Below are 23,593 nucleotides of genomic sequence, written 5' to 3' on the forward strand. Positions count from 1 at the left end.
CCGGAGGTCGAGCGATGGCCGTCGCCCTGCGACGCGAGAGCCGCATGAGCGTCCCGGAATACCGGGACTGGCTCGACGCGCGGCCCGAACAGGAGCGCTGGGAGTTGCTGGGCGGCGAGCCGCGTCTGGAGGCGCCTCCGAGCGAGCGGCATCAGAGGATCGTCGCCAACCTCATTCGGCATCTCGGCAATCTGGCCGATCCCAGAGGCTGCTTCGCGGTCCCCGGCATCGCCGTGCTCAGCGAGGCCATGGACGACTTCGCGCCGATTCCGGACGTCGTAATCCGCTGCGGCCCACCCCTGCCGGACGGCTACGCCTCTGATCCGGTCATCGTGGCCGAGGTGCTCGCGCCCTCGACCATAAGCGTCGACCGGGGCCGCAAGACGGATTTCTACCGCGCGCTGCCGAGCCTTCGCGCCTTCCTGATCGTCTATGAGGACGAAGAGCGAGTCGAGCTCTGGTTTCGCGAGAGCAAGACGGGTTGGAGTATGCAGCCCCTCGGTCCGCTGAATTCACTTACATTGCCCAGCTTCGAAGGTGCCTTCCGGGTCGCCTCGATCTATGCCGGCCTGGCTCGCTGAACCTTCGTCCGGTCGTTTCCCCTAAAGGATCGCCCTTGCCCCATTTCGAAGATTTCTACGCCGCCAAGCTGCGCGGCGCCCTCGGCGTGACGGACGCGGACTCGGTGTTGGACCTGCGCGGCACCAACCGCCCGACGGCGGAGGCCTCGCTGAAGGACATGCTGGAGCGCAGCCGCTTCGCCAAGGGCAAGACCGTCGCGATCCGCCTCGATGCGCCGCCGGACGGCGGCGGCGAGACCCTGTTCCAGCCCGCGGGCCGGCTGCTCCTCGAGGCCAAGCGGAAGGGGCTGCTGGAGCGCCTCCAGACGCTGCCCGCACAGGATGGGCTCGGCTTCTACGTCGCCTTGACCGGCAAGCAGGAGAGGGCGGCCCTGTGACGGCCGGGACCGCGGTCCGATGAGCTGGCAGCTCGGCGACAACGCCCTCACGCATCTCGCCCGCGTCGGCTACGGCGCGCGCGGCACCGTCTACTGCCTCGTCGGCGGCCTCGCCGTGCTCGCGGCGCTCGGCCGGGGCGGACAGGCGGGCGACAGCGGCAGCGCGCTGCGCACCGTCCTCCACGGGCCGTTCGGCGTGGTCCTCGTCGGCCTCATCGCCCTGGGGCTGGCGGGGTTCGCGGTGTGGCGCGTCGTGGAGGGCGTCACCGATGCCGACCGGCGCGGACGCTCCCCGAAGGCGCTGCTCGTGCGCGCGGGACACGTCGTCAGCGCGGTCGCCTACGCAGGCCTCGCGCTCACCGCCGGCCGGCTCGCCTTCGGCATCGGCCGCGCCTCGGCGGGCGGCGACGGCGTCAAGGACTGGACCGCCTGGCTGCTCTCGCAACCCCTCGGACCCTGGCTCGTCGGCCTCGTGGGGCTCGGCGTCGCGGGCACCGGCATCGGCTACGGCGTGAAGGCCTGGAAGGGCGACGTCGCCGAGCGCCTGTCGCTGCCCCCGGCCGCCGGCGACTGGCCCTGCCGCATCGGGCGCTTCGGCTACGCGGCCCGCGGCATCGCCTTCCTGATCATCGGCGGCTTCTTGCTCAGCGCCGCATGGACGCAAGCCTCCTCGGAGGCGGAGGGGCTCTCTGGCGCCTTCCGCGCCCTCAGGAGTCAGCCCTACGGCTCGGTGCTGCTCGCCGTCGTGGCGGCGGGTCACTTCGCCTTCGGCGCCTTCGGCCTGATCCAGGCCCGCTACCGGCGCATCGACGCCCCCGACATCGGCGGCACCGACGATGCCCTCGCCAGCGCCACGGGCAAGGCGGCCGAGGCGATCCGCGCCCTGCGCTGAGCGTCCCCTCCGCGTCGCGTTGACAGCGGAGCGGCGCGCGCCGATACCGCGGGCGGCCCCGCACATGCAGCAGCGCACCTACAAGACGGCGGTGATGCTCGCCCACGATCTCGTGGCGACCGCCCTGGCCGTGATCCTCACCTTCGCCTTCCGCTTCGAGGGCGGGATGCTCGCCGAGCGCCTTCAGGCGCTGCCGCTGATCCTGCCGCCGTTCCTGGGTTTCGCGGGCCTCGTCTACTGGCGCTTCCGGCTCTACCGGACGAAGTGGCGCTTCGCCTCCCTGCCGGATCTCGCTGGCATCGTGCGGGCGGCGAGCGTGCTGGCGCTCACCCTCCTCGTGCTCGACTACGTGCTCGTCTCCTCGACGATGTACGGCTTCTACTTCTTCGGGAAGATCGCCATCCTGCTCTACTGGGTGCTGCAGATCTTCCTGCTCGGCGGCCCGCGCCTCGCCTTCCGCTACCTGAAATACGCCCGCTCCCGGCAGTCGAGCGCCCGCTCGGCCACGGTGCCGACCCTGCTCCTCGGCCGCGGCGGCGACATCGAGGTGCTGCTGCGGGCCATCGAGTCGGGCTCCGTGAAGAAGCTCGCCCCGAAGGGCATCCTCTCGCCCCGCGCCGACGAGGCCGGACAGGAGATGCGCGGCGTGCCGGTGCTCGGCGGCTTCGCGGACCTGGAGCGGGTGGTAGCCTCGCTCGCCGACCGCGGCCAGGCGGTGCGCCGCCTCGTGGCGACGCCGAGCGCGCTTGTTCCCGAGGCCGAGCCCGACGACCTCATCGCCCGTGCCCGCCGCCTCGGTGTGCCACTCGCCCGCGTCGTCAGCCTCGGCGAGGGCATGCGCGACGCCGAGCTGGCGCCGCTCGAGATCGAGGACCTGCTACTGCGTCCGACCGTCGAGATCGACCGGCCGCGGCTCGAGCGCTTCCTCGCCGGGCGGCGGGTGATCGTCACCGGCGGCGGCGGCTCCATCGGTGCCGAGATCTGCGCGCGGGCCGTCGCCTTCGGCGCCTCGGCGCTCCTCGTGGTCGAGAACTCGGAGCCGGCGCTGCACGGTATCCTCAACCGGCCGGAGATCCTCGAAGCGTCGGCCGAGATCGGCGGGGCGCTCGCCGACATCCGCGACCGCGAGCGCCTGCACGCGGTCTTCGCCGCGTTCCGGCCGGACTTCGTCTTCCACGCCGCCGCCCTCAAGCAGGTGCCCTACCTGGAGCGGGACTGGACGGAGGGCGTGAAGACCAACGTCTTCGGCTCCATTAACGTCGCCGACGCCACCGTCGCCGCAGGCGCGCGGGCGCTCGTAATGATCTCGACGGACAAGGCCATCGAGCCGGTCTCGCAGCTCGGCGCCACCAAGCGCTTCGCCGAGATGGTCGCCCAGGCGCTTGATGCCGAGCAGCGGGACGCGGCGGGCACGCGCCTCGTCGCGGTGCGCTTCGGCAACGTGCTCGGCTCCGTCGGCTCGGTGGTGCCGGTGTTCAAGGCGCAGATCGCCCGAGGCGGACCCGTCACCGTCACGCATCCCGACATGGTGCGCTACTTCATGACGGTGCGCGAGGCCTCCGACCTCGTGCTCACCGCCGCTTCCCATGCCGACGGCGAGGGCCGCGCCCTGCCGGGCGAACCGGAGGCCGCCGACCAGCGGGCCGCCGTCTACGTGCTCAAGATGGGCCAGCCGGTGCGTATCCGGGAGCTCGCCGAGCGCATGATCCGGCTCGCCGGCTTCGAGCCCGGCGAAGAGATCGAGATCGCGGTGACGGGCTCGCGGCCGGGAGAGCGCCTCAACGAGATCCTCTTCGCCCGCGAGGAGCCCCGCGTCAGCCTCGACGGCATCGACGGCGTGATGGCGGCCCGCCCCGTCTTCGCCGACCGCGCCGTGCTGGAGGGTTGGACGCAGCGCCTGCGCGAGGCCGTGGAGCGGGGCGACCGGGACGCCGCCGAGGCGGTGTTCGCGGCGGCGATCCCGCATTTCGGCGAACGTCCCGGCAGCGCGCGGGCGGCGCCGCAGGGCGAGGCGATCGCGAACGCCGCCCCCGGTCTCGCCGCCGTCTCCCCTCTCCAAGCCTGAGGAATCCGGCCCGACGGAACCGGATCGCGGGCAAGCGATTTGAGGCCGAGGACCGGGGCCGTGAGGCTCGCGAGAGGAACGACGACGATGCGCAAGACGATTCTGGCTGCCGTCCTGGCCGCCGCCGGCGCCGCCGCGGCGATGCCCGCCGCCGCGCAGGGCATCTCCATCGGGCCGGGCGGCGTGCGCGTCGATCCGGGCTACCGGGGAGACCGGGGCGATGCCGACCTCACCCGCGGCGATGCCGTGCGCATCGCCCGCCGCGAGGGCCTCGTGGACGTGGACAATGTCGGCCGTCGCGGCCCCCGCTTCGTCGTCGAAGGCTCTGACCGGCGCGGCAACGACATCACCGTCGTGGTCGACAGCCGCAGCGGCGAGGTCATCGACGTCCGTCGCTGACCGGTCTCAGCGGGCCCCACGAGCGAGTTGCGCCAGCCCATCCCGCGTCGGATGGGCCGGCGTCCAGCCGAGTGCCGACAGGGCGCCGGCCGTCGCGACGAGGTTTCCGGACAGGCGGGAATAGACCTCCGCCCGGCCGGTCATCCGGCAGGCGAGACCGATCAGACCGGCCGGTACCGGCAGCAGCCCCGGCGGCCGGCCGAGGCCCGATCGCAGGGCGGCGATCATCTCGGGCAGCGATAAGGCGTCGGGCTCGGCCACGATCATCGGCTTGCGGAGGGGACCCTCGGCGTCGAGCACGGTTGCCACGGCGGAGGCGAGGCTCTCGACCGAGACGAGGGAGCGCCTCGCACGGAGGCCCCCGAGCGGCAGCGGATAGGGCATGCGGGCGAGCCGCATCAGCTCCGCCATGTTGCCCTTCAAGCCAGGCCCGTAGACCAGCACCGGCCGTAGCGCCGCCCAATCGAGCCCGGTCTCGGCCAGCGCCTGCTCGGCGGCGAGCTTCGAGCGGCCGTAGGCATCGGTCGGTAACGGCGTATCCGCCTCGGTCAGCGGCGCGGGGGCGCTCGGCCCGGATTGCGCCCGGATCGAGGACAGGAACACGAAGCGGCGCACGCCCGCCCGCTCTGCGGCCTCCGCCAGGCGGCGGGTCGCCTCGGTGTTGGCGGAGCGGTAGTCGTCCTCCGGCGCGCCGGACATGGCGTGGGCGAGACCCGCCGAATGGACCACCGCGTCGACGCCCGCCAGCGCGGCGGCCATGTTCATGGGTCGCGACAGATCGCCGACGACGGCGCTCGCGGCGCCGTCCGGCATCTCGGTGGGGCGGCGCAGGAGCACGCGGACGCGATCGCCCCGCGATGTCAGGCTCTTGAGCAGGTGCCGGCCGATGAAGCCCGTGGTTCCCGTCAAGGCTACGAGCCGGCTCAAGCGATCAACCCTCGACCAGTCGCCGCGACGGCCGCGCGAAGCGGGCGAGCAGCGCCGCGACGAGCCCGATGCCCGCCGCCATCGCCGGAAGGGTGACGGGCCAGCCCGGCCAAAGCAAGGTCGCGGCGGCCAGCAGGGCCAGCGCGACGTTGACCGCGAAGACGCGAGCCACGACCCCGCGCACGCTCAAGCCGTTGACGGTGGCCCGTTGGTAGAAATGCGTGCGGTGCGCCTCCCAGACCCGCTCCCGCCGGGCGAGCCGCCGGAGCAGGGTGAGGCTCGCATCGGCGAGGTAGAACATTGGTAGCAGCACGGCGGCGGCGAGGCCCCCTTCGAGGGCGAGCCGGTAGAGCAGCCAGGCCACGATCAGCCCGATCGGCAGGGAGCCGACATCTCCGAGGAAGAGCCGCGCCACCGGCCGGTTGAAGGGCGCGAAGCCGAGGAGTCCGCCGAGCAGCGCGGCCGCAGCGAGTGACGGCAAGGGAGGCAGGGTACCGGCGAGACCGAGCAGCACGAGGGCGCCGGTCACGGGCACCATCTCGGCAACGGTCATCCAGTCGAGCCCGTCCATGAAGTTGACGAGGTTCACGAACCAGAGGCCGGCGAGCACGGCGAGCGCCCGCTCGACCGGCAGCGGCAGGTCCGGCAGCAACCGCCCCCCGACCGCCGTCACGAGGGCGGCGACGACGAGGGCCTGCACGCCGAGGCGCAGGGCGGCCGGCAGCGGCCTTATGTCGTCGACGGCGCCGACGAGCGCCAGCAGCACCGCCGCCGCCGCGACGGCGAGCCCCTCGACCCGTTCCAGCCCCGTCAGGCCACCGGAAAGCGCGGCGGCGACGAGGATCGCGGCGCCGACCACGGCGATGCCGCCGCCCTGCGGGGTCGGCACCGTGTGGCTCGAGCGCGCGTTCGGCCGCGCCAGGGCGTAGCGCTGGAGGAGTGGCTTCAGGATGAGGATCAGCCCGGCGCTGAGGCCGGCGGCGAGCGGGATCGCGGTGAGGACGGACGGCATGGCGCGCGGCGCGCGGGCTGCGATCCCGCGCGCCTCTCCCGATCGTGCTTCAGTAGACCTGCGCGGTCTCGGCCGGCGCCGTCTTCGCCTTGTCGAGGGACTTCTCGACCACCTTTGCGAGGCCGACCATGATGCGGTCGATGGCATAGTCCTTCGGGGTGTAGACGGCCGAGACGCCCATGTTCTTGAGGACCAGTTCGTCCTCCGGGGAGATGATGCCGCCGACGACGACGGGGATATGGTCGAGCCCCGCCTCGCGGAGCTTGGCGCGCACCTCGCGCACCAGCGGCACGTGCGAGCCGGAGAGGATCGAGAGCCCGACGACGTGGGCGCCGGTCTCCTTCGCCTTGGCGACGATCTCCGTCGGCGTCTGGCGGATGCCGTCGTAGGTCACGTCGAAGCCGACGTCGCGGGCGCGTAGCGCGATCTGCTCGGCGCCGTTCGAGTGGCCGTCGAGACCGGGCTTGCCGACGACGAGCTTCGGCGTCTCGCCGAGGCGCTCGCCGAGATCGGCGATGAGGAGCCGCGCCTCCTCCGCCGCCCCCGAGGAGGCGGTCTCGACCGTGACGCCGGTCGGCGCGCGGTACTCGCCGAAGACCTGGCGCAGGCGCCCACCCCACTCGCCGGTGGTGACGCCGGCCTTCGCGGCGGCGATCGAGACCGGCATGATGTTGGCGCCCGAGCGCGCGGCGGATTCGAGATCGGAGAGCGCCCGCTCGGCGGCGGCCTCGTCCCGCTCCCCGCGCCAAGCGCGGATGCGCTGCTGGGCCTCCATCTCGACGGTCTCGGAGACCGTGAAGATCGCCCCCTCGCCGGCCGTCAGCGGCGAGGGCTCGCCGGCCTGCCACTTGTTGACGCCGACGACGATCTGCTCGCCGGCCTCGATCGCCGAGATGCGCTTGGCGTTCGACTCGACGAGCGCCCGCTTCAGCGCCCCGGTCTCGACGGCGGCGACCGCGCCGCCGATGCCGCCGATGCGCTCCAGCTCGGCGCGGGTCTGGGTCTTCAGCTCCTCGACCTTGGCGTCGATCACCTTCGAGCCGTCGAAGATGTCGTCGTACTCGAGCAGGTCCGTCTCGAAGGCGAGGATTTGCTGCATGCGCATGGACCATTGCTGGTCCCAGGGGCGCGGCAGGCCGAGCGCCTCGTTCCAGGCGGGGAGCTGCACCGCCCGCGCGCGGGCGCGCTTCGAGAGGGTGACGGCCAGCATCTCGATGAGGATGCGGTGGACGTTGTTCTCGGGCTGCTGCTCCGTCAGCCCGAGGCTGTTGACCTGCACGCCGTAGCGGAAGATGCGCCGCTTCGGGTCGTCGATGCCGTAGCGCTCCTGGGCGATCTCGTCCCAGAGTTCCGAGAATGCCCGCATCTTGCAGATCTCGGTGACGAACCTGAGCCCCGCGTTCACGAAGAACGAGATCCGGCCGAACACCTCGGGGAAGCTCGCCTCGTCGAAGTCCGGGTCCTCGCGCACGGTGTCGAGCACCGCGATGGCGATGGCGAGCGCGTAGGACAGCTCCTGCACCGGCGTCGCCCCCGCCTCCTGGAGGTGGTAGGAGCAGACGTTCATCGGGTTCCACTTCGGCACGTTCTTCGTGGTGAAGAGGATGACGTCCTTGGTCAGCCGCAAGCTCGGCGCCGGCGGGAACACGTAGGTGCCCCGCGAGAGGTACTCCTTGATGATGTCGTTCTGCGTGGTGCCCTGGAGGGCGGCGATGTCCGCCCCCTGCTCCTCGGCGACCGCGAGGTAGAGCGACAGCAGCCAGGGCGCCGTCGCGTTGATCGTCATCGACGTGTTCATCTGGACCAGCGGGATCTGGTCGAAGAGCGTGCGCATGTCGCCGAGATGGGCGACCGAGACGCCGACCTTGCCGACCTCGCCGCGGGCGAGCTCGTGGTCGGGGTCGTAGCCGGTCTGGGTCGGCAGGTCGAAGGCCACCGAGAGGCCGGTCTGCCCCTTGGCGAGGTTGCTCCGGTAGAGCGCGTTGGACTCCGCCGCGTTCGAGTGGCCCGCGTAGGTGCGGATGATCCACGGCTTGTCGCGCTTCACCTCTGCGACACCGGCCTGACCGCTCATCCCTTGGAACTCCGTCTGCGACATGGAACGGACGCCGAGCCGCGCCTCTTGCAGCGCACCGTAGCGAAGCCGTGCGGCGGCGTCATCAAGCATTGCGCCCATCGAAAGGGGGTTCCCGGCGCGCGTCGGCGCTTGTCCCGAGCCCAGGATTATCGCGAAGCCTGCCCTCCGCCCTCTGAATTACCCTGGTACACCAGCATAATTTTGAATTCACAGGATTGATCAGCCGAGCATTAAATTTTTTCTTTGTCGATGCTTGGAATTTCCTCCCTTTGGGTAGGTCGCTTGCCTCTTGGAGGCATCGGCCATCGTCGCTATAGCCCAACGATTGAACGGCGGCCCGGCGAGGGAGCGGCCGATTTCGAAGCGTATCGGAGGACGACGGCGATGGCGGCCAGCGCGGCGGTGACACCGGCGACGAACGGGGAGGTCAAGGACCTCTACGAGATGGGCGAGATCCCGCCGCTCGGGCACGTGCCGGCCAAGATGTACGCCTGGGCGATCCGCCGGGAGCGCCACGGGCCGCCGGAGCAGTCCCACCAGCTCGAGGTCCTGCCCGTCTGGGAGATCGGCGACGACGAGGTGCTGGTCTACGTCATGGCCGCGGGTGTGAACTACAACGGCGTCTGGGCCGGCCTCGGCGAGCCGATCTCGCCCTTCGACGTGCACAAGGGCGAGTACCACATCGCCGGCTCGGACGCGTCGGGCATCGTCTGGAAGGTCGGCGCCAAGGTGAAGCGCTGGAAGGTCGGCGACGAGGTCATCATCCACTGCAACCAGGATGACGGCGACGACGAGGAGTGCAACGGCGGCGACCCGATGTTCTCGCCCTCGCAGCGCATCTGGGGCTACGAGACGGGCGACGGCTCCTTCGCGCAGTTCTGCCGGGTGCAGTCGCGCCAGCTCATGAAGCGCCCGAAGCACCTCACCTGGGAGGAGGCGGCCTGCTACACGCTGACGCTCGCCACCGCCTACCGGATGCTGTTCGGCCACGCGCCCCACACCGTGCGTCCGGGCCAGAACGTGCTGATCTGGGGGGCGTCGGGCGGCCTGGGCGTGTTCGGCGTGCAGCTCTGCGCAGCCAGCGGAGCGAACGCCATCGCGGTGATCTCCGACGAGTCGAAGCGCGACTACGTGATGAGCCTCGGCGCCAAGGGCGTCATCAACCGCAAGGACTTCGACTGCTGGGGCCAGCTCCCGAAGGTGAACTCGCCGGAGTTCCACGCCTGGACCAAGGAGGCGCGCAAGTTCGGCAAGGCGATCTGGGACATCACCGGCAAGGGCAATGACGTCGACATCGTCTTCGAGCACCCCGGCGAGGCGACCTTCCCGGTCTCGGCGCTCGTGGTGAAGCGCGGCGGCATGGTCGTGTTCTGCGCCGGCACCACCGGCTTCAACATCACCTTCGACGCCCGCTACGTCTGGATGCGGCAGAAGCGCATCCAGGGCTCGCACTTCGCCCATCTCAAGCAGGCCTCGGCCGCGAACCAGTTCGTGCTCGACCAGCGGATCGACCCCTGCATGAGCGAGGTCTTCCCCTGGGACAAGGTCCCGCACGCCCACACCAAGATGTGGAAGAACCAGCACCCGCCGGGCAACATGGCGGTGCTGGTCAACTCCCCCCGCGCCGGGCTCCGCACCGTCGAGGACGTGATCGAGGCCGGCCCGCTCAAGCGCTGAGCGCCCTCGGCCCTGCTTTCGAAGGAGGGGCGGCCATGCCCCTCCCGGGGCTTGCCGCCCGATCCGCCGGCAGCGACAAGCTCGGCCGCAACGCGAGGCGGAGACGACCCTTGTCCGACGACGATTACGTGTACGACGAGGCCAGCGGCGAGTGGCGGCCGGCCTCGGAGATCGCGGCGGCCTCCGCCGCGGCGGGCCGGGTCGAGGTGCGCGACGCCTCCGGCAACCTCCTCGCGGACGGGGACTCGGTGACCCTCGTCAAGGACCTGAAGGTCAAGGGCGCCAACCAGACCCTCAAGCAGGGCACGGTCATCCGCTCGATCCGCCTCACGGACGATCCCGAGGAGATCGACTGCCGCCACGACACCATCAAGGGGCTGGTCCTGCGCACGGAGTTCGTGCGCAAGCGCTGAGGTCCCCGCGCGGGGACCCGTCAGCGACGCGGGCTCTCGTTGACCCGCAGATGGCGGGCGTAGGCCTCCTCGCGCTGCTCGCGCTCCTTGATCATCTCGGCATAGGCCTGCTTCTGCTCGGCCGAGACCGCCACGGAGCGGGCCTTCTCGGGCTTGCGCTTGGGCGCCTTCTTGAAGGTGTTGCCGGTCTCGCTCACGCCACGCCCTCCGTCCCCGTCGGCGCGCAGGATAGCCCGGCCCCACGACGGATGCGAGACACGGGCGCCCACCTTTCGGAGCGGGGCTGCCGCCGCTAGATAGCAGGGATCGAGACGGCCGCAGCGCGGCCGGAGACCGGGACCGGGCCCATGGACAAGTTCACCACGCTGGAGGGCGTCGCCGCGCCCATGCGGATCATCAACATCGACACCGACCGCATCATCCCCAAGCAGTACCTGAAGACGATCAAGCGCACCGGGCTCGGGCAGGGCCTGTTCTCGGAGATGCGCTACAACGACGACGGCTCCGAGAAGCCGGATTTCGTGCTCAACCAGCCGGCCTACCGGAACGCCAGGATCCTCGTCGTCGGCGACAATTTCGGCTGCGGCTCGTCCCGCGAGCACGCGCCCTGGGCGCTGGCCGATTTCGGCATCCGCTGCGTGATCTCAACGAGCTTCGCGGACATCTTCTTCAACAACTGCGCTAAGAACGGCATCCTGGCGATCGTGGTCTCGCCGGAAGACCTGGAGAAGCTCTTCCAGGACGCGGAGCGGGGCGCCAACGCGACGCTCAGCATCGACCTCGCGAACCAGACCATCAAGGGGCCGGACGGCGGCACGCTGCATTTCGACATCGACGAGGGCCGCAAGTACAACCTCCTCAACGGCCTCGACGAGATCGGGCTGACCCTGGAGCGGGCCCCGGCCATCGACGCCTACGAGGAGAAGCTCAAGCAGCGCGAATGGGCCTGAGCCCGGCTCCGCTGCGGCGATGCGCGCCGCGCCGCGGATGCTCCCCGCTCACGGTTCGTTTACCTTGAGGGCGGCTTAAAGGGGCCTTGTCCGCCGAGAACGAGGGAGCCGACCGATGACGCCGCGCACCAGATCCTCCCTCGCGATACCGCTCCTCGTCGGCCTTCTGGCTGCGGCCCCGGCGCGGGCCGACTTCGAGTCCTGCCTCTCGGCCCTTCAGTCGGAGGCGGCCTCGCAGGGCGTCTCGGCGCAGACCTTCCGCACGGCCACGCGCGGGATCGCCTTCGACGACAAGGTCATCGAGCTCTCCCAGGCCCAGCCCGAGTTCAAGACGCCGATCTGGGACTACATGGCCGCCCTCGTGGACGACGAGCGCGTCGAGGACGGGCGGGTGGCCATGCGCCAGCACGCCCAGGCCCTGGCGCTCGCCGAGAGCCGCTACAACGTCGACCGGCACGTCATCGCGGCGGTGTGGGGCGTCGAGTCGAACTTCGGCAAGAACCTCGGCAAGATGCCGCTCGTGCAGTCGCTGGCGACGCTGACCTGCTCCAACAACCGTCGGCGCGACTACTTCCGCGGCGAGTTGATGGCGACGCTCAGGATCATCGAGCGCGGCGACATCGAGCCCTCGCGGCTGACCGGCTCCTGGGCCGGCGCCTTCGGGCAGACGCAGTTCATGCCCTCCACCTACCAGCGCCTCGCCGTCGACCTCGACGGCGACGGCCGCCGGGACGTGGTGGACTCCGCCGCCGACGCGGTCGGCTCGACCGCGAACTTCCTGCGGGCGGCCAAGTGGCAGAACGGCCTGGGCTGGGGTTACGAGGTCCGCCTGCCGCGGGGCTTCAACACCGCCGCCGCCGGCCGCAAGAACAAGAAGTCCGTCGCGCACTGGACATCGCTCGGCGTCACGCGTCTCGACGGGCGGCCCCTCTCGGGCGAGGGCCCGGTCGGCATCCTGGCGCCCGCCGGCGCCGACGGCCCGGCCTTCCTCGTCACGAAGAACTTCGACGCGATCTACTCGTACAACGCCGCCGAGTCCTACGGGCTCGCGATCGCCGTCCTCTCCGACCGCCTGAAGGGCCGGCCCGGCGTCCAGACCGCCTGGCCCACCGACGACCCGCCCCTCTCGCGGGCCGAGCGCCGCGACCTCCAGAGCCGCCTGACCGCGCAAGGCTACGATGTCGGCGAGCCGGACGGCCGCGTCGGCTCGAAGACCCGCGAGGCGATCAAGGACGTCGAGCGCAAGCTCGGTATGCCCCCCACCGGCCGCCCCGGCGGCAAGGTGCTGGAGGCCCTGCGGCGGGGGTGACGCCTCCCGTCACAACAGCGCGAGCGGACGCCGGGATCGTCTTGCGGCGGGCTTGGCCACGTCCCTAGCTATCGTGCCTCCCACCCCGCCGGCCCCCGCCGTCCGGCCTACATGGAGGCTGTCATGGGACGACTGTTCGAAGACCGCGAGCGCGCGGAGGAGCTGCTGTTCGCCCGCTCGGAGGAGGCGCGCTTCCTCGCCCATTGCAACGCGCTTCGTAAGCTCGCCGCCTATGCCGGAGAGCGGCGCGGGCTCGATATGCAGGCGACCGAGACCTACGCGGAGACGTTGATCTCGCTGTCCGTCGAGGGCCACCGCGACGCCGAGCTGCTGGAGCAGGTGCGCGCCGACATCGCCGCGAGGAATGATACCATCGACGCCTCGGAGATGACCGCGGTGTTCGGGCGGTGCCTCGCCTCGGCCGCCGAGGAGATGCGCGCCACCCGCTGACGACGTGCCCGGCATGAGTGGCGACGCATGATCGGCAGATCATCTCGGACGGCGATCTCGGCGCCGTCGGATGGCTCTCGATCGCAAACGAAAAGCCGCCCGGTCGGGGGACCGGACGGCTCGGATCTCTTGCAGGGCGCTCCAGAAGGAGCAGCCTCACTCCGCGGCGGTCGGCGCCGGGGCGGCCTTCTCGGCCTTGTTGCGGTCGGTGCGCTCGACAATGCGGGCGGACTTACCGCGGCGGTCGCGCAGGTAGTAGAGCTTGGCGCGCCGGACCTTGCCGCGGCGGACCACCTTGATCGAGTCGATCAGCGGGCCGTGCACGGGGAAGACGCGCTCGACGCCCTCGCCGTAGGAGATCTTGCGGACGGTGAAGCTCTCGTTGAGGCCGCCGCCGGAGCGGGCGATGCAGACGCCCTCGTAGGCCTGGACGCGGGTGCGCTCGCCTTCCTTGACCTTGACGTTCACGATGACCGTGTCGCCCGGCTCGAAGTCGGGGATGGTCTTGGCGAGACGAGCGATCTCTTCCTGCTCGAGCTGCTGGATGATGTTCATCGAAAAAGCTCCGGCCGTCGCGCCCTTTCCCGGCATGGGAACGGGCGTCAGGATTTCGGCATCCTGTTGTGAGTTGGCGCCCGCTTACACGAACTGCCCTCCCCTGTCGATGCCGACGCGGGACCGCGCGCGGTTGAGAAAAATCCGCGCCGGGTCCACATGGAAGCCGGTGCCGGCGCCCTCCGGCACCGTTCCCGGCCGGCCTTGAACCGGCGTCAGAGGACGAGGACGAGACCGCGATGTTCATCCAGACCGAAGCCACGCCGAACCCCGCCACCCTCAAGTTCCTGCCCGGCCGGGTGGTGCTGCAGGATTCGACCTTCGAGGCCAAGAACGCCGAATCCGCCGCCCGCTCGCCGCTGGCGCAGCGCCTGTTCGACGTGCCGGGTGTCTCCGGCGTCTATTTCGGGCACGACTTCATCTCGGTGACGAAGGCCGACGGCGTCAATGAGTGGCCCCAGGTGAAGCCCGCCGTGCTCGGCGCCATCATGGAGCACTTCCAGTCCGGAGCGCCGGTCCTCGGTGAAGGCGTCGCGGGCGCCGACGAGGACGCAGGCGAAGAGTTCTACGACGCGGCCGACCACGACACCGTCGTCACCATCAAGGACCTGCTCGAGACCCGGGTGCGCCCGGCGGTGGCGAGCGACGGCGGCGACATCACCTTCCGCGGCTACAAGGAGGGCGTCGTCTACCTGGAGATGAAGGGCGCCTGCTCCGGCTGCCCCTCCTCCACCGCAACGCTCCGCCAGGGCGTGCAGAACCTGTTCAAGCACTTCATGCCGCATATCCGCGAAGTGCAGGCGATCTGATCGAAGGCTTGCGCAGACGCAGGCGGGCAACACCGTTGCCCGAACCTCACATCGGGGGGCCGGCCCGCGCTGACGGGCCGGCCCTTTTGTCTTAGGCTCGCGGACCGTCACGGCTGTGGCCGGCTCACCGGCCGGCGCGAACCGGAGTGAGCGTGCGTATCCTGGCCATCGACACGGCGCTCGACGCCTGCGCCGCCTGCGTTGCCACCGACGAGGCCGACGCGCCGCTCTCGGGAGAGGCGATGCCGCTGGCCCGCGGCCACGCGGAGGCGCTGCTGCCGCTGATCGAGCGCGTGATGGCCCGCGTCGAGGGCGGCTTCGAGAGCCTCGACCGGGTGGCCGTCACGGTCGGTCCCGGCAGCTATACCGGGCTGCGCGTCGGGCTCTCGGCCGCCCGCGCCGTCGGGCTCGCCGCCGGGGTGCCGGTCGTCGGCGTCACCACGCTCTCGGCGTTGCTCGCGCCCCTGCTGTCGGCGGAAAGCGAAGGGCTGCTCGCCGCCTGCATCGATGCAAGGCACGGCGCGATCTACTTCCAGGCGATGAGTCTCACCGAGGGCATCGTGGTGCCCCCGAGCCTCGTGCCGGTGGAGGAGGCCGCCGCACTCCTCGGCGCCGGGCCTGTCGCGCTCGCCGGCTCCGGCGCGCAGGCCGTCGCCGCGCTGCTCAAGCGCAGCGGGGTCGAGGCGGAGGTCGCGGGAACGGGCGCGCCCGACATCGGCTGGATCGCCTCCCTCGGCCTCGTCGCCGATCCGGCCCAGGCGCTGGCCCGGCCGCTCTACCTGCGCGGTCCCGACGCGCAGCCCCAGGATCACGCGAGGCTCGCACGCCAATGACGCGACAGGTCTCCCCCTTCTGGCCCCTCGAATGGTGGACCGCCTGGTGGGACGCCTGGTCTCCGGAGGCCTACGTCGCCCCCCTCGACGATTCCGGCCAGGCCGGCGCCCTGGCGCGGCTGCATGCCACCGCCTTCGCGCGGCCCTGGGACCGGCACGAGTTCGAGCGGATGCTCTGCGAGCGCTCGACGCTGACCCACGCCCTCTGGCGCTCGGGCGCGGTGCAGGGCTTCGTCCTCTCCCGCAAGGTCGCCGACGAGGCCGAGATCCTCACGGTCGTCGTCTCGCCTTCGCTGCGCGGCGGCGGCCTCAGCCGGCGTCTGCTGGGCGAGCATCTTTCCGACCTCGCCCGCTCGGGGATCCGCCACGTCCATCTCGAGGTGGACGAGGGCAACGACCCGGCGCTGCGCCTCTACGCGCGCCACGGCTTCCGGAAGATCGGCGAGCGGACGGGCTACTACCTGCGCCCCGACGGCAGCCGGGCCACCGCGCTCACCATGCGCGCCGACATCGCGTGAGCGGCCGGTGACACGCCCCGGCATCGCGGCGCGCCTGCTCGCGGCCGCGCTTCTCTTCGCGCTGCTCGCCGGGCCGCACTGGCTGAGCCTGCGCTTTGGGCGTGGGCGCCTCGCCGCGCATCTGCCGATCCTGTTCCACCGGGCGGTGCTGCGGTTGTTCTCCGTGCGGGTGACGCAGTCCGGCACGCCGCCGGCGCCGGGCGAGCCGGCGCTGGTGCTCTCGAACCACGTCTCCTGGCTCGACATCCTGGCGCTGGGCTCGCTCCGACCCCTGTCCTTCGTGGCGAAGTCCGAGATCGCCGGCTGGCCGGTGATCGGCACGCTGGCCCGGCTCCAGCGCACCATCTTTATCGACCGCGCCCGCCGGGCCTCGACGGCGAGCGTCAACGAGACCGTGGCGGCGCGCCTCGCCGCGGGCGATCTCATCGTGCTCTTCGCGGAAGGGACGACGGGCGACGGCAACCGGGTGCTGCCTTTCCGCTCCTCCCTCGTCGGCGCCGCCCGCGCCGCGCTCCAGGCGGAGGGCGCCCGCGTCGACCGCATCCGGCTGCAACCCCTGGCGGTGACCTATCCGCGCCGGAACGGCCTGCCGGTGGTACGCGGGGAGCGCCCCGAGATCGCCTGGTACGGCGACATGGAGCTCGCGCCCCATCTCGCGCTCTTCGCGGCGAACGGCCCCCTCGACGTGCACATCGCCTGGGGCCCACCGATCCTCTTCGAGGCCGGCACCGATCGGAAGCACGCGACCGCGATGGCCGAGATCGCCGTGCGCCGCGCGGTCGGCGCCTCCGTGACCGGCCGCACGCCGCCGCAGGCCGAGCCGGCGGATCGCCGCTCGGAGCGCCCGGTCGGCGAGGCCGGGGTCGCGGCGGCCTGAAGGCTCAGCGCCGGTCCGCCGGCACCGGGAAGGTCGCGGCCTGGCCCCGCACAGCGCCATCCTCCCCGATAAGCTGCCAGACGATTCCTTCGGCGATCGGGAAGCGGCGCCCGGCGGCGTCCACGCGGATACCGGCATAGCCCGAGACGAACCCGTCGCGGGCGACTGCGTCGAGCAGACGCTGGCGCTCGGCCCGCTCCGGCGCCTCCGCCGAGAGCCGCGAGGGCATTCCCAAGAAGGCGTCCCAATCGTAGCCGAAGCATCCTTGAGCCGCCCGGTTGGCGTAGACGAAGCGCGGGTCGGCACCCGTATCGTGGGCGAGCACCGCGAAAGGCGCTTGGCGGTAGAGCCAGTCCGGGCCGCCCTCGCCCTCCGGTTCGAGGGGGCGGCCGACGAGCCGGCGGAAGCTCTCCGTGAGCAGAGCGTGGACGGCGGGGTCGAGGGGATCGCTGGGCATGCGTCGTTTCCGGCGCGGCGACGCGCGCGATAATCCGTGCTAGAGCGGCCCTCGACGGATCGGAAGGGCTTCGCGCCCTCCGCACGGAGCCCCGGACGCACGTTGAAGAAAGCCTTCGTCAAATCCTACGGCTGCCAGATGAACGCCTACGACGCCGCCCGGATGGCGGACGTCCTCGGCAAGGAAGGCTACGCGGCGACGGAGCGCGTCGAGGAGGCGGACGTCGTCATCCTCAACACCTGCCACATCCGCGAGAAGGCCGCCGAGAAGGTCTATTCCGAGCTCGGGCGCCTGCGCGTCCTCAAGGGCGAGCGGCAGGCGGAGGGGCGCGACACCCGGATCGTCGTGGCGGGCTGCGTCGCCCAGGCCGAGGGCGCCGAGATCCTGTCGCGGGCGCCCGCCGTCGACGTGGTGGTCGGCCCGCAGAGCTATCACCGCCTGCCGGACCTCCTCGCCCGCTCCCGTGAGACGCGCGTCGTCGACACCGATTTTCCGGCGGACGACAAGTTCGACCACCTGCCTGCGCGGCGCAACCGCGGCGTCTCCGCCTTCCTCACCGTGCAGGAGGGCTGCGACAAGTTCTGCTCGTTCTGCGTGGTGCCCTACACCCGCGGTGCCGAGGTCTCCCGCTCCGTGCCCGCCATCCTCACCGAGGCGCGAGCGCTGGCGGAGGGCGGCGTGCGCGAGCTGACCCTCATCGGCCAGAACGTCAACGCCTATCACGGGCCGGCCGAGGCCGGCGGCACGGCGAGCCTCGCCGACCTGATGCGGGCGGTGGCCGCGATCCCCGGCATCGCGCGCATCCGCTACACCACCAGCCATCCGAACGACATGGGCGAGGACCTGATCCAGGCCCATGCCGAGCTGCCGGCGCTGATGCCCTACCTGCACCTGCCCGTGCAGTCGGGCTCCGACCGCATCCTCGCGGCCATGAACCGGCGCCACACGGCCGACGCCTACCGCCGCCTGATCGACCGCCTGCGCGGGGCGCGGCCCGACCTCGCCCTGTCCTCGGACTTCATCGTCGGCTTCCCCGGCGAGACCGACGCCGACTTCGAGGGCACCATGCGGCTCGTCGCCGAGATCGGCTTCGAGAGCGCCTTCTCCTTCAAGTACAGCCCCCGCCCCGGCACGCCGGCCGCCGAGCGCGAGGACGCGGTGCCGGAGGACGTGAAGAGCGCTCGGCTTTCCGCGCTCCAGGCCGCCCTCGACCGGCGCCGCCACGCCTACCAGGAGGAGGCGGTGGGCCAAGTGACGGAGATTCTCGTCGAGAAGGCCGGCCGCCATCCCGGTCAGGTCGCCGGCAAGACGCCGCACATGCTCGCCGTCCAGGTCGACGCCCCCGCCTCGACCATCGGCGGCCTGCTGCCGGTGCGCATCGTCGAGGCCGGGACCAACAGCCTGTTCGGACAGACCCTGACATCGACCGCGGCGGCCGCCTGATGAACACCAAGCGCGGACCCGCCACGACGCGGACGGGCGAGATCGTGGAGCGCGTCGAGGTCTCGCTGAGCTTCGACGACAACCGCCTCGCGAGCCTCGTCTTCGGCCAGTACGACCAGAACGTCGCCCATATCGAGCGCCGGCTCGACGTGACGGCCACGGCGCTCGGCAACCACCTCGTGGTGAAGGGCACGCCGGAGGCCGCCGAGCGGGCGCGCCGCGTCTTCGAGAAGCTCTACGCGCGGGTGCGCTCCGGCGGCTCGGCGCTGACGCTCGGCGACGTCGACGGCGCCATCCGCGAGGCGGAGGCGCAGGGCCACCTGTTCCCCTCCGCCGAGATCGCCAGGGATGCGGACAAACCGCATTTCGACCAGATCGCCACCCGCCGCCGCGGCGCGGTGCGCGCCCGCAACGCCGCGCAGGACGCCTACATCAAGGCCCTGCGCAACAACGAACTCGTCTTCGCCGAGGGCCCCGCCGGCACCGGCAAGACCTGGCTCGCGGTCGGCTACGCCGTCTCGCTGCTGGAGCAGGGTCACGCCGAGCGCCTGATCCTGTCGCGGCCTGCCGTGGAGGCCGGCGAGCGCCTCGGCTTCCTGCCCGGCGACATGCGCGAGAAGGTCGACCCATATCTGCGCCCGATCTACGACGCACTCTACGACTTCATGGAGGCCCGCCACGTCGACCGGGGGCTCCAGACCGGTATCATCGAGATCGCGCCGCTCGCCTTCATGCGCGGGCGCACGCTGACCAACGCCGTGGTGCTCCTCGACGAGGCGCAGAACACGACCTCGATGCAGATGAAGATGTTCCTGACGCGGCTCGGCGAGAACTCGCGGATGATCGTCACGGGCGACCCGAGCCAGATCGACCTGCCGCCGGGCCAGCGCTCCGGCCTCGTCGAGGCGGTGGAGGTGCTCGACGGCGTCGAGGGCATCGGCCGCGTCACCTTCAAGGACGTGGACGTGGTCCGCCACGATCTCGTGCGCCGCATCGTCACCGCCTACGAGAAGGCCAGCCACGGCCAGTCGGACGCGGACCGCAACCCCAACCCGCGCCGCCGGCCGCTGGCCTGACCATGCCCGCCCCCGAGATCGACGTCGCCGTCGAGGACGAGCGCTGGAACTCGGTCGCCGACGATCTCGACGCCTTCGTTGCCCGCGTCGTCGAGGCAGGGCTCGCCGTCGCGCCGGACGCGCCCGAAGGGACGGTCGAGATCAGCGTGCTGCTCGCCGACGACGCGACCGTGCAGGCCCTCAACCGCGACTGGCGGGGCAAGGACAAGCCGACCAACGTCCTCTCCTTTCCCGCCGCCCCGCAGCCCCTGCCGCCGGGCACGGCGCGCCCCCTCGGGGACGTCGTTCTTGCGTATGACACGTTGCTGCGCGAGAGTGCCGAGCAGTCGAAGCCCCTCTCGGATCATCTCGCGCACCTCCTTGTCCATGGTACCCTTCACCTCCTCGGACAGGACCACGAGACCGGCGAGGCCGAGGCCGACGCTATGGAAGCGCTCGAGATCGAGGCTCTGCGGCGAATCGGCGTGCCCGACCCCTACGGCCCGGAGCGCTGAGCGGCTCGGCCAACCCCAGATCAGAGAGACATGACGAACGATCGAAGTCGCGGCGCGGCCCTGGCCGCGCCCTTAGGGACCGACGCCGAATCGCAGGGGCGCGAGCCCTGGTACGACCGGCTGCTCCAGGCCCTGCACCTCAAGCCGCGCGATTCCCTGCGCGACGACATCGAGGATGCGCTGGACGAGCCCGACACGGGCGAGAACGCCTTCTCGCCGCTCGAGCGGGCGATGCTCAAGAACGTGCTCGGCCTCCACAAGGTGCGGGTGGACGACGTGATGATCCCCCGCGCCGACATCGTCGCGGTGGCGATCGACACGCCGCTCGGCGACCTCCTGAAGCTGTTCCGCAGCGCCGGCCACTCACGCCTGCCGGTCTACGGTGAGACCCTCGACGACCCCCGCGGCATGATCCACATCCGCGATTTCGTCGACCACATCGCCGCCCGCGCCGAGGCAGCCCCGCGGCGCGCCGCCGCGAACGGGGCCGCGGCCGCGGATCCGGCCGCGGCCGTCCCCGAGGCGCCCGCCCGCCCCCGCCGCGGCGCGGCGCGGCCCCTGCGCGGCCTCAACCTCGGCAACGTCGACCTCGCCCCGACGCTCGGCGCCACCAAGCTGCTGCGCCCGGTGCTGTTCGTGCCGCCCTCCATGCCAGCGATCGACCTGCTCGTCCGCATGCAGGCGACGCGCACGCACATGGCGCTCGTCATCGACGAGTACGGCGGCACCGACGGCCTGATCTCCATCGAGGACCTGATCGAGGTCGTGGTCGGCGACATCGAGGACGAGCACGACGTGGCCGAGGGCCGCCTCGTGCAGCGGGTCGAGGGCGAGGGCGAGGACGCGATCTTCGTGGCCGATGCCCGTGCCGGCCTCGACGAGGTCTCGCAGGTGACGGGCATCGATCTCGTCACCGCCATCGGCGAGCGCGCCGAGGAGATCGACACGATCGGCGGCATGATCGTGACGCTCGCCGGCCGGGTTCCCTCGCGGGGAGAGCTCATCGCCGGCCCGGCCGATCTCGAATTCGAGGTGCTCGACGCCGATCCCCGCCGCCTGAAGCGCCTGCGCTTCCACAAGGGCCCGGCGAAGATCGAGGCCGTCGTGCCCCTGGCGCTCCCCGCTCCCGCCGCCCCCGCCGAGACGCGGGGGCCGTGACGGCCTCGGCGGCTGCGCGCGATCGCGTGGCGGCGGAGGCGGGCGGCGGGTCGGGCGCCCTCGGCCGGCTTGCGAGTGCGATCGCCGGCTTGCGCGGCTGGCGTCGGCTCGCCCTCGCCTTCGCCTCGGGCGCCCTCGGGGCGCTGACGATGCCGCCCTACGGGCTGCTGCCGGCGCTCGTGCTCTCGCTGACGCTCGCCGTCTGGCTGGCGGACGGCGCCGCCGCCCTCCCCTTGCGCCGCTCGCTTCCCGCCATGGCCCTCGTCGGCTGGGCCTGGGGGTTCGGCTACCTCACCGCCGGATTGTGGTGGCTCGGCTCCGCCTTCCTGGTCGAGGCCGACGAGTTCGCCTGGGCGCTGCCCCTCGGCGTGATCGGCCTGCCGGCGGTGCTCGGCCTGTTCTACGGCGCCGGCTTCGCCGCGGCCCGGCTCGTCTGGTCGCCGGGCGCGGGACGGATCGCGGCGCTGGCGGCCGGTCTGGGTGGAGCGGAGTGGCTGCGCGGGCACCTGTTCACGGGCTTTCCCTGGAACACGCTCGGCATGGCGCTCGCCGGGCACCTGTCCCTCGCGCAGGGCGCCTCCCTCGTCGGGCTCTACGGGCTGACGCTGGCGACGGTGCTGATCGGCGCGGCGCCGGCCACCCTCGTCGATCGCGGCAGCACGATCGCGCGCTTCGGCCCGAGCCTCGGCGCGGCGGCGCTCCTCGCCGGGCTCGCGGGCTACGGCGCCTGGCGCGTGCCCGACGCCGCCACGCAAGCGGTGCCCGGCGTGCGCCTGCGCCTGATGCAGCCGAACCTGCCGCAGGACGCCAAGTTCCGGCCCGAGAACAAGGACGACATCGTCGACCGCTACATCGAGCTGACCGGGCGCGAGACCGCTGCAGGCTCCGCCGCGCCGACCCATGTCGTGTGGCCGGAATCCGCCTTCCCGTTCCTGATCCAGCGGGACCCGGAGGCGCTGGAGCGCATCGGGCGTGCGCTGCCGGCCGGCGCAGTGCTGATCGCGGGGGCCGCGCGGGCGGACGAGGCGCTGCCCGGCGAGCGCATCCGCTTCTTCAACGCGATCATGACGATCCTCGCGCCGGGGCGGATCGCGGACACCTACGACAAGGTCCACCTCGTGCCTTTCGGCGAGTACCTGCCGGGGCCGCTCGACGCGGCGCTGCGGGCGCTGGGCCTGCGCCAGTTCATCGCCGTGCCCGGCGGCTTCACGGCGGGCAGCGCGGCCGGCCAGCGCATCCTCGACATCCCCGGCCTGCCGCCGGCCGCGGCGACGATCTGCTACGAGGCGATCTTTCCCGGCGCCATCGTGCCGAGAGCGCAGGACGGCGCGGCGCCCCGCGAGCCGGGCCTGATCCTGAACGTCACCAACGACGCCTGGTTCGGCGATACGCCGGGCCCGCGCCAGCACCTCGCCCAGGCCGCGCTGCGCGCCGTCGAGGAGGGGCTGCCGCTGGTGCGCGACGCCAACACCGGCATCTCGGCGGTGGTCGATCCCTACGGCCGCGTCACCGCGCGGCTGCCCCTGAACACCGAGGACGTGCTGGACGCCGACCTGCCGGCGGCGATCCCCGGCCGCACCCTCTACGCGCGCCTCGGCGACGCCCCCTTCGCGGGGCTCCTCGCGGCGACGTTCCTGCTGGCGGCGCTGACCCGGCGTCCGCGATGAGCGGCACCGCCGGGGGCGCGGGCCGGTCGCTCGTCCTCGCCGGCGTGCTGCTCGTCGCCTTCAACCTGCGCCCGGCGCTGACGGCGGTCGGCCCGATCCTGCACGTGATCGAGACCGGCACCGGGCTCGGTCCCTCGGCCCTCGCCTGGCTGACCATGGTGCCCGTGCTCGCCATCGGCGTCGCCTCGGTGGCGGGCCGGCCGGCGACGCGGGGCCTCGGCCCGGACCGGGGCGTGCTCGTCGCGGTGCTGATGGTCGCCGCCGGGCTGGCGATGCAGGCCGCCAGCCGGATCGAGACCCTCTACCTCGGCGCGGCCCTTTCGGCGGCCGGCATCGGGCTCGCCGGAGTGCTGATGCCCGGCATCATCAAGCGCGACTTTCCGACCCGCACCGGCACGGTGACGGGCCTCTACACGATGATGCTCTGCCTCGGGGCGGCGCCTCCGGCCGCCCTCTCGGTGCCGCTGGCGACGCGGTTCGAAGGCGCCTGGGGCGTGGCGCTCGCGGCCTGGGCGGTGCCGGCGCTCGCCGCCGCCGCGGCCTGGGCGCCCCTCGCGCTGTCGGCCGGGACAACCTC

26 protein-coding genes are annotated in these 23,593 nt (G+C 71.9%); 20 read left to right on the forward strand and 6 right to left on the reverse strand.

What is annotated here, in order from left to right; all coding sequences use genetic code 11:
* Nucleotides 1-14: 14 nt before the first annotated feature.
* From MFF04_RS09920 to MFF04_RS09940, 5 genes are all read left to right on the forward strand, one after another.
* Nucleotides 15-581, forward strand: coding sequence for a Uma2 family endonuclease (locus tag MFF04_RS09920; protein ID WP_238275465.1), 567 nt, complete (start codon nucleotides 15-17; stop codon nucleotides 579-581).
* Nucleotides 582-616: 35 nt separating this feature from the next.
* Nucleotides 617-958: a hypothetical protein gene (locus MFF04_RS09925; protein WP_238275466.1), complete on the forward strand. Its 342-nt coding sequence runs from the start codon at nucleotides 617-619 to the stop codon at nucleotides 956-958.
* Between the two features lie 19 nt (nucleotides 959-977).
* On the forward strand, nucleotides 978-1,850 hold the full coding sequence (locus MFF04_RS09930) for a DUF1206 domain-containing protein (protein ID WP_238275467.1): 873 nt from the start codon (nucleotides 978-980) through the stop codon (nucleotides 1,848-1,850).
* A 64-nt stretch (nucleotides 1,851-1,914) separates the two neighbouring features.
* Nucleotides 1,915-3,915: a nucleoside-diphosphate sugar epimerase/dehydratase gene (locus MFF04_RS09935; RefSeq protein WP_238275468.1), complete on the forward strand. Its 2,001-nt coding sequence runs from the start codon at nucleotides 1,915-1,917 to the stop codon at nucleotides 3,913-3,915.
* 87 nt (nucleotides 3,916-4,002) lie between these two features.
* Nucleotides 4,003-4,314: a PepSY domain-containing protein gene (locus MFF04_RS09940; RefSeq protein WP_238275469.1), complete on the forward strand. Its 312-nt coding sequence runs from the start codon at nucleotides 4,003-4,005 to the stop codon at nucleotides 4,312-4,314.
* Between the two features lie 6 nt (nucleotides 4,315-4,320).
* Here MFF04_RS09940 and MFF04_RS09945 read toward each other — a convergent pair whose 3' ends face one another.
* From MFF04_RS09945 to MFF04_RS09955, 3 genes are read right to left on the reverse strand one after another with little or no spacing between them, the layout of a single operon-like run.
* Nucleotides 4,321-5,241, reverse strand: coding sequence for an NAD-dependent epimerase/dehydratase family protein (locus tag MFF04_RS09945; RefSeq protein ID WP_238275471.1), 921 nt, complete (start codon nucleotides 5,239-5,241; stop codon nucleotides 4,321-4,323).
* Nucleotides 5,242-5,245: 4 nt separating this feature from the next.
* Entirely contained in the window at nucleotides 5,246-6,253 is a 1,008-nt protein-coding gene (locus MFF04_RS09950) for an MraY family glycosyltransferase (RefSeq protein WP_238275473.1), read from the reverse strand.
* Between the two features lie 49 nt (nucleotides 6,254-6,302).
* On the reverse strand, nucleotides 6,303-8,327 hold the full coding sequence (locus MFF04_RS09955; RefSeq protein ID WP_238275474.1) for an ethylmalonyl-CoA mutase: 2,025 nt from the start codon (nucleotides 8,325-8,327) through the stop codon (nucleotides 6,303-6,305).
* Nucleotides 8,328-8,714: 387 nt separating this feature from the next.
* Between MFF04_RS09955 and ccrA the strand changes: the two genes are divergently transcribed.
* The gene (ccrA, locus tag MFF04_RS09960) at nucleotides 8,715-10,007 is read left to right on the forward strand and encodes a crotonyl-CoA carboxylase/reductase (protein WP_238275476.1); all 1,293 of its coding nucleotides are present in this window, start codon (nucleotides 8,715-8,717) and stop codon (nucleotides 10,005-10,007) included.
* A gap of 110 nt (nucleotides 10,008-10,117) precedes the next feature.
* A complete protein-coding gene (locus MFF04_RS09965) occupies nucleotides 10,118-10,420 on the forward strand; it encodes an alkylphosphonate utilization protein (protein WP_238275478.1) in 303 nt (100 codons plus the stop codon).
* 20 nt (nucleotides 10,421-10,440) lie between these two features.
* On the opposite strand, the gene MFF04_RS09970 is transcribed toward MFF04_RS09965, so the two are convergent.
* A complete protein-coding gene (locus tag MFF04_RS09970) occupies nucleotides 10,441-10,617 on the reverse strand; it encodes a hypothetical protein (protein ID WP_238275479.1) in 177 nt (58 codons plus the stop codon).
* A 150-nt stretch (nucleotides 10,618-10,767) separates the two neighbouring features.
* Here MFF04_RS09970 and leuD point away from each other — a divergent pair, with 150 nt between their 5' ends.
* The 3 genes from leuD (at nucleotide 10,768) to MFF04_RS09985 (ending at nucleotide 13,129) form a co-directional block, all read left to right on the forward strand.
* A complete protein-coding gene (gene leuD, locus MFF04_RS09975) occupies nucleotides 10,768-11,370 on the forward strand; it encodes a 3-isopropylmalate dehydratase small subunit (protein WP_238275481.1) in 603 nt (200 codons plus the stop codon).
* Nucleotides 11,371-11,485: 115 nt separating this feature from the next.
* Nucleotides 11,486-12,679, forward strand: coding sequence for a lytic murein transglycosylase (locus MFF04_RS09980; RefSeq protein ID WP_238275483.1), 1,194 nt, complete (start codon nucleotides 11,486-11,488; stop codon nucleotides 12,677-12,679).
* Between the two features lie 123 nt (nucleotides 12,680-12,802).
* Nucleotides 12,803-13,129, forward strand: a complete 327-nt coding sequence (locus tag MFF04_RS09985; protein ID WP_238275485.1) for an ATPase inhibitor subunit zeta — start codon at nucleotides 12,803-12,805, stop codon at nucleotides 13,127-13,129.
* Between the two features lie 156 nt (nucleotides 13,130-13,285).
* Here the strand turns inward: MFF04_RS09985 and rplS are convergent, their stop codons facing one another.
* Nucleotides 13,286-13,684 carry a 50S ribosomal protein L19 gene (gene rplS / locus MFF04_RS09990; protein WP_238275487.1) on the reverse strand — a complete coding sequence of 133 codons (399 nt, stop codon included), beginning with the start codon at nucleotides 13,682-13,684 and terminating at the stop codon, nucleotides 13,286-13,288.
* 239 nt (nucleotides 13,685-13,923) lie between these two features.
* Here rplS and MFF04_RS09995 point away from each other — a divergent pair, with 239 nt between their 5' ends.
* From MFF04_RS09995 to MFF04_RS10010, 4 genes are all read left to right on the forward strand, one after another.
* The gene (locus MFF04_RS09995; RefSeq protein ID WP_238275489.1) at nucleotides 13,924-14,493 is read left to right on the forward strand and encodes a NifU family protein; all 570 of its coding nucleotides are present in this window, start codon (nucleotides 13,924-13,926) and stop codon (nucleotides 14,491-14,493) included.
* 152 nt (nucleotides 14,494-14,645) lie between these two features.
* On the forward strand, nucleotides 14,646-15,326 hold the full coding sequence (tsaB, locus tag MFF04_RS10000; protein WP_238275510.1) for a tRNA (adenosine(37)-N6)-threonylcarbamoyltransferase complex dimerization subunit type 1 TsaB: 681 nt from the start codon (nucleotides 14,646-14,648) through the stop codon (nucleotides 15,324-15,326).
* Nucleotides 15,323-15,844 carry a GNAT family N-acetyltransferase gene (locus MFF04_RS10005; protein ID WP_238275491.1) on the forward strand — a complete coding sequence of 174 codons (522 nt, stop codon included), beginning with the start codon at nucleotides 15,323-15,325 and terminating at the stop codon, nucleotides 15,842-15,844. Before tsaB ends, MFF04_RS10005 begins: the two co-directional genes overlap by 4 nt.
* Before the next feature lie 7 nt (nucleotides 15,845-15,851).
* A complete protein-coding gene (locus MFF04_RS10010; protein WP_238275493.1) occupies nucleotides 15,852-16,721 on the forward strand; it encodes a lysophospholipid acyltransferase family protein in 870 nt (289 codons plus the stop codon).
* A gap of 4 nt (nucleotides 16,722-16,725) precedes the next feature.
* Here MFF04_RS10010 and MFF04_RS10015 read toward each other — a convergent pair whose 3' ends face one another.
* Nucleotides 16,726-17,178, reverse strand: a complete 453-nt coding sequence (locus MFF04_RS10015; RefSeq protein ID WP_238275495.1) for an MEKHLA domain-containing protein — start codon at nucleotides 17,176-17,178, stop codon at nucleotides 16,726-16,728.
* A gap of 102 nt (nucleotides 17,179-17,280) precedes the next feature.
* On the opposite strand from MFF04_RS10015, the gene miaB reads away from it, so the two are divergent.
* From miaB to MFF04_RS10045, 6 genes are all read left to right on the forward strand, one after another.
* Nucleotides 17,281-18,621: a tRNA (N6-isopentenyl adenosine(37)-C2)-methylthiotransferase MiaB gene (miaB, locus tag MFF04_RS10020; protein ID WP_238275497.1), complete on the forward strand. Its 1,341-nt coding sequence runs from the start codon at nucleotides 17,281-17,283 to the stop codon at nucleotides 18,619-18,621.
* Nucleotides 18,621-19,697, forward strand: coding sequence for a PhoH family protein (locus tag MFF04_RS10025; RefSeq protein WP_238275500.1), 1,077 nt, complete (start codon nucleotides 18,621-18,623; stop codon nucleotides 19,695-19,697). The genes miaB and MFF04_RS10025 overlap by 1 nt, the downstream gene beginning before the upstream one ends.
* A 2-nt stretch (nucleotides 19,698-19,699) precedes the next feature.
* A complete protein-coding gene (gene ybeY / locus MFF04_RS10030; RefSeq protein WP_238275502.1) occupies nucleotides 19,700-20,191 on the forward strand; it encodes an rRNA maturation RNase YbeY in 492 nt (163 codons plus the stop codon).
* Between the two features lie 30 nt (nucleotides 20,192-20,221).
* Nucleotides 20,222-21,349 carry a hemolysin family protein gene (locus tag MFF04_RS10035; RefSeq protein WP_238275504.1) on the forward strand — a complete coding sequence of 376 codons (1,128 nt, stop codon included), beginning with the start codon at nucleotides 20,222-20,224 and terminating at the stop codon, nucleotides 21,347-21,349.
* 26 nt (nucleotides 21,350-21,375) lie between these two features.
* Nucleotides 21,376-23,016 carry an apolipoprotein N-acyltransferase gene (gene lnt, locus MFF04_RS10040; protein WP_373320001.1) on the forward strand — a complete coding sequence of 547 codons (1,641 nt, stop codon included), beginning with the start codon at nucleotides 21,376-21,378 and terminating at the stop codon, nucleotides 23,014-23,016.
* The coding region (locus MFF04_RS10045) for an MFS transporter (protein ID WP_505744205.1) at nucleotides 23,013-23,593 on the forward strand (581 nt) is incomplete at its 3' end. The genes lnt and MFF04_RS10045, both read left to right, overlap by 4 nt.

This window comes from Methylobacterium jeotgali (genome assembly GCF_022179345.1).
In the GTDB taxonomy this organism is placed as follows: Bacteria; Pseudomonadota; Alphaproteobacteria; order Rhizobiales; family Beijerinckiaceae; genus Methylobacterium; species Methylobacterium jeotgali.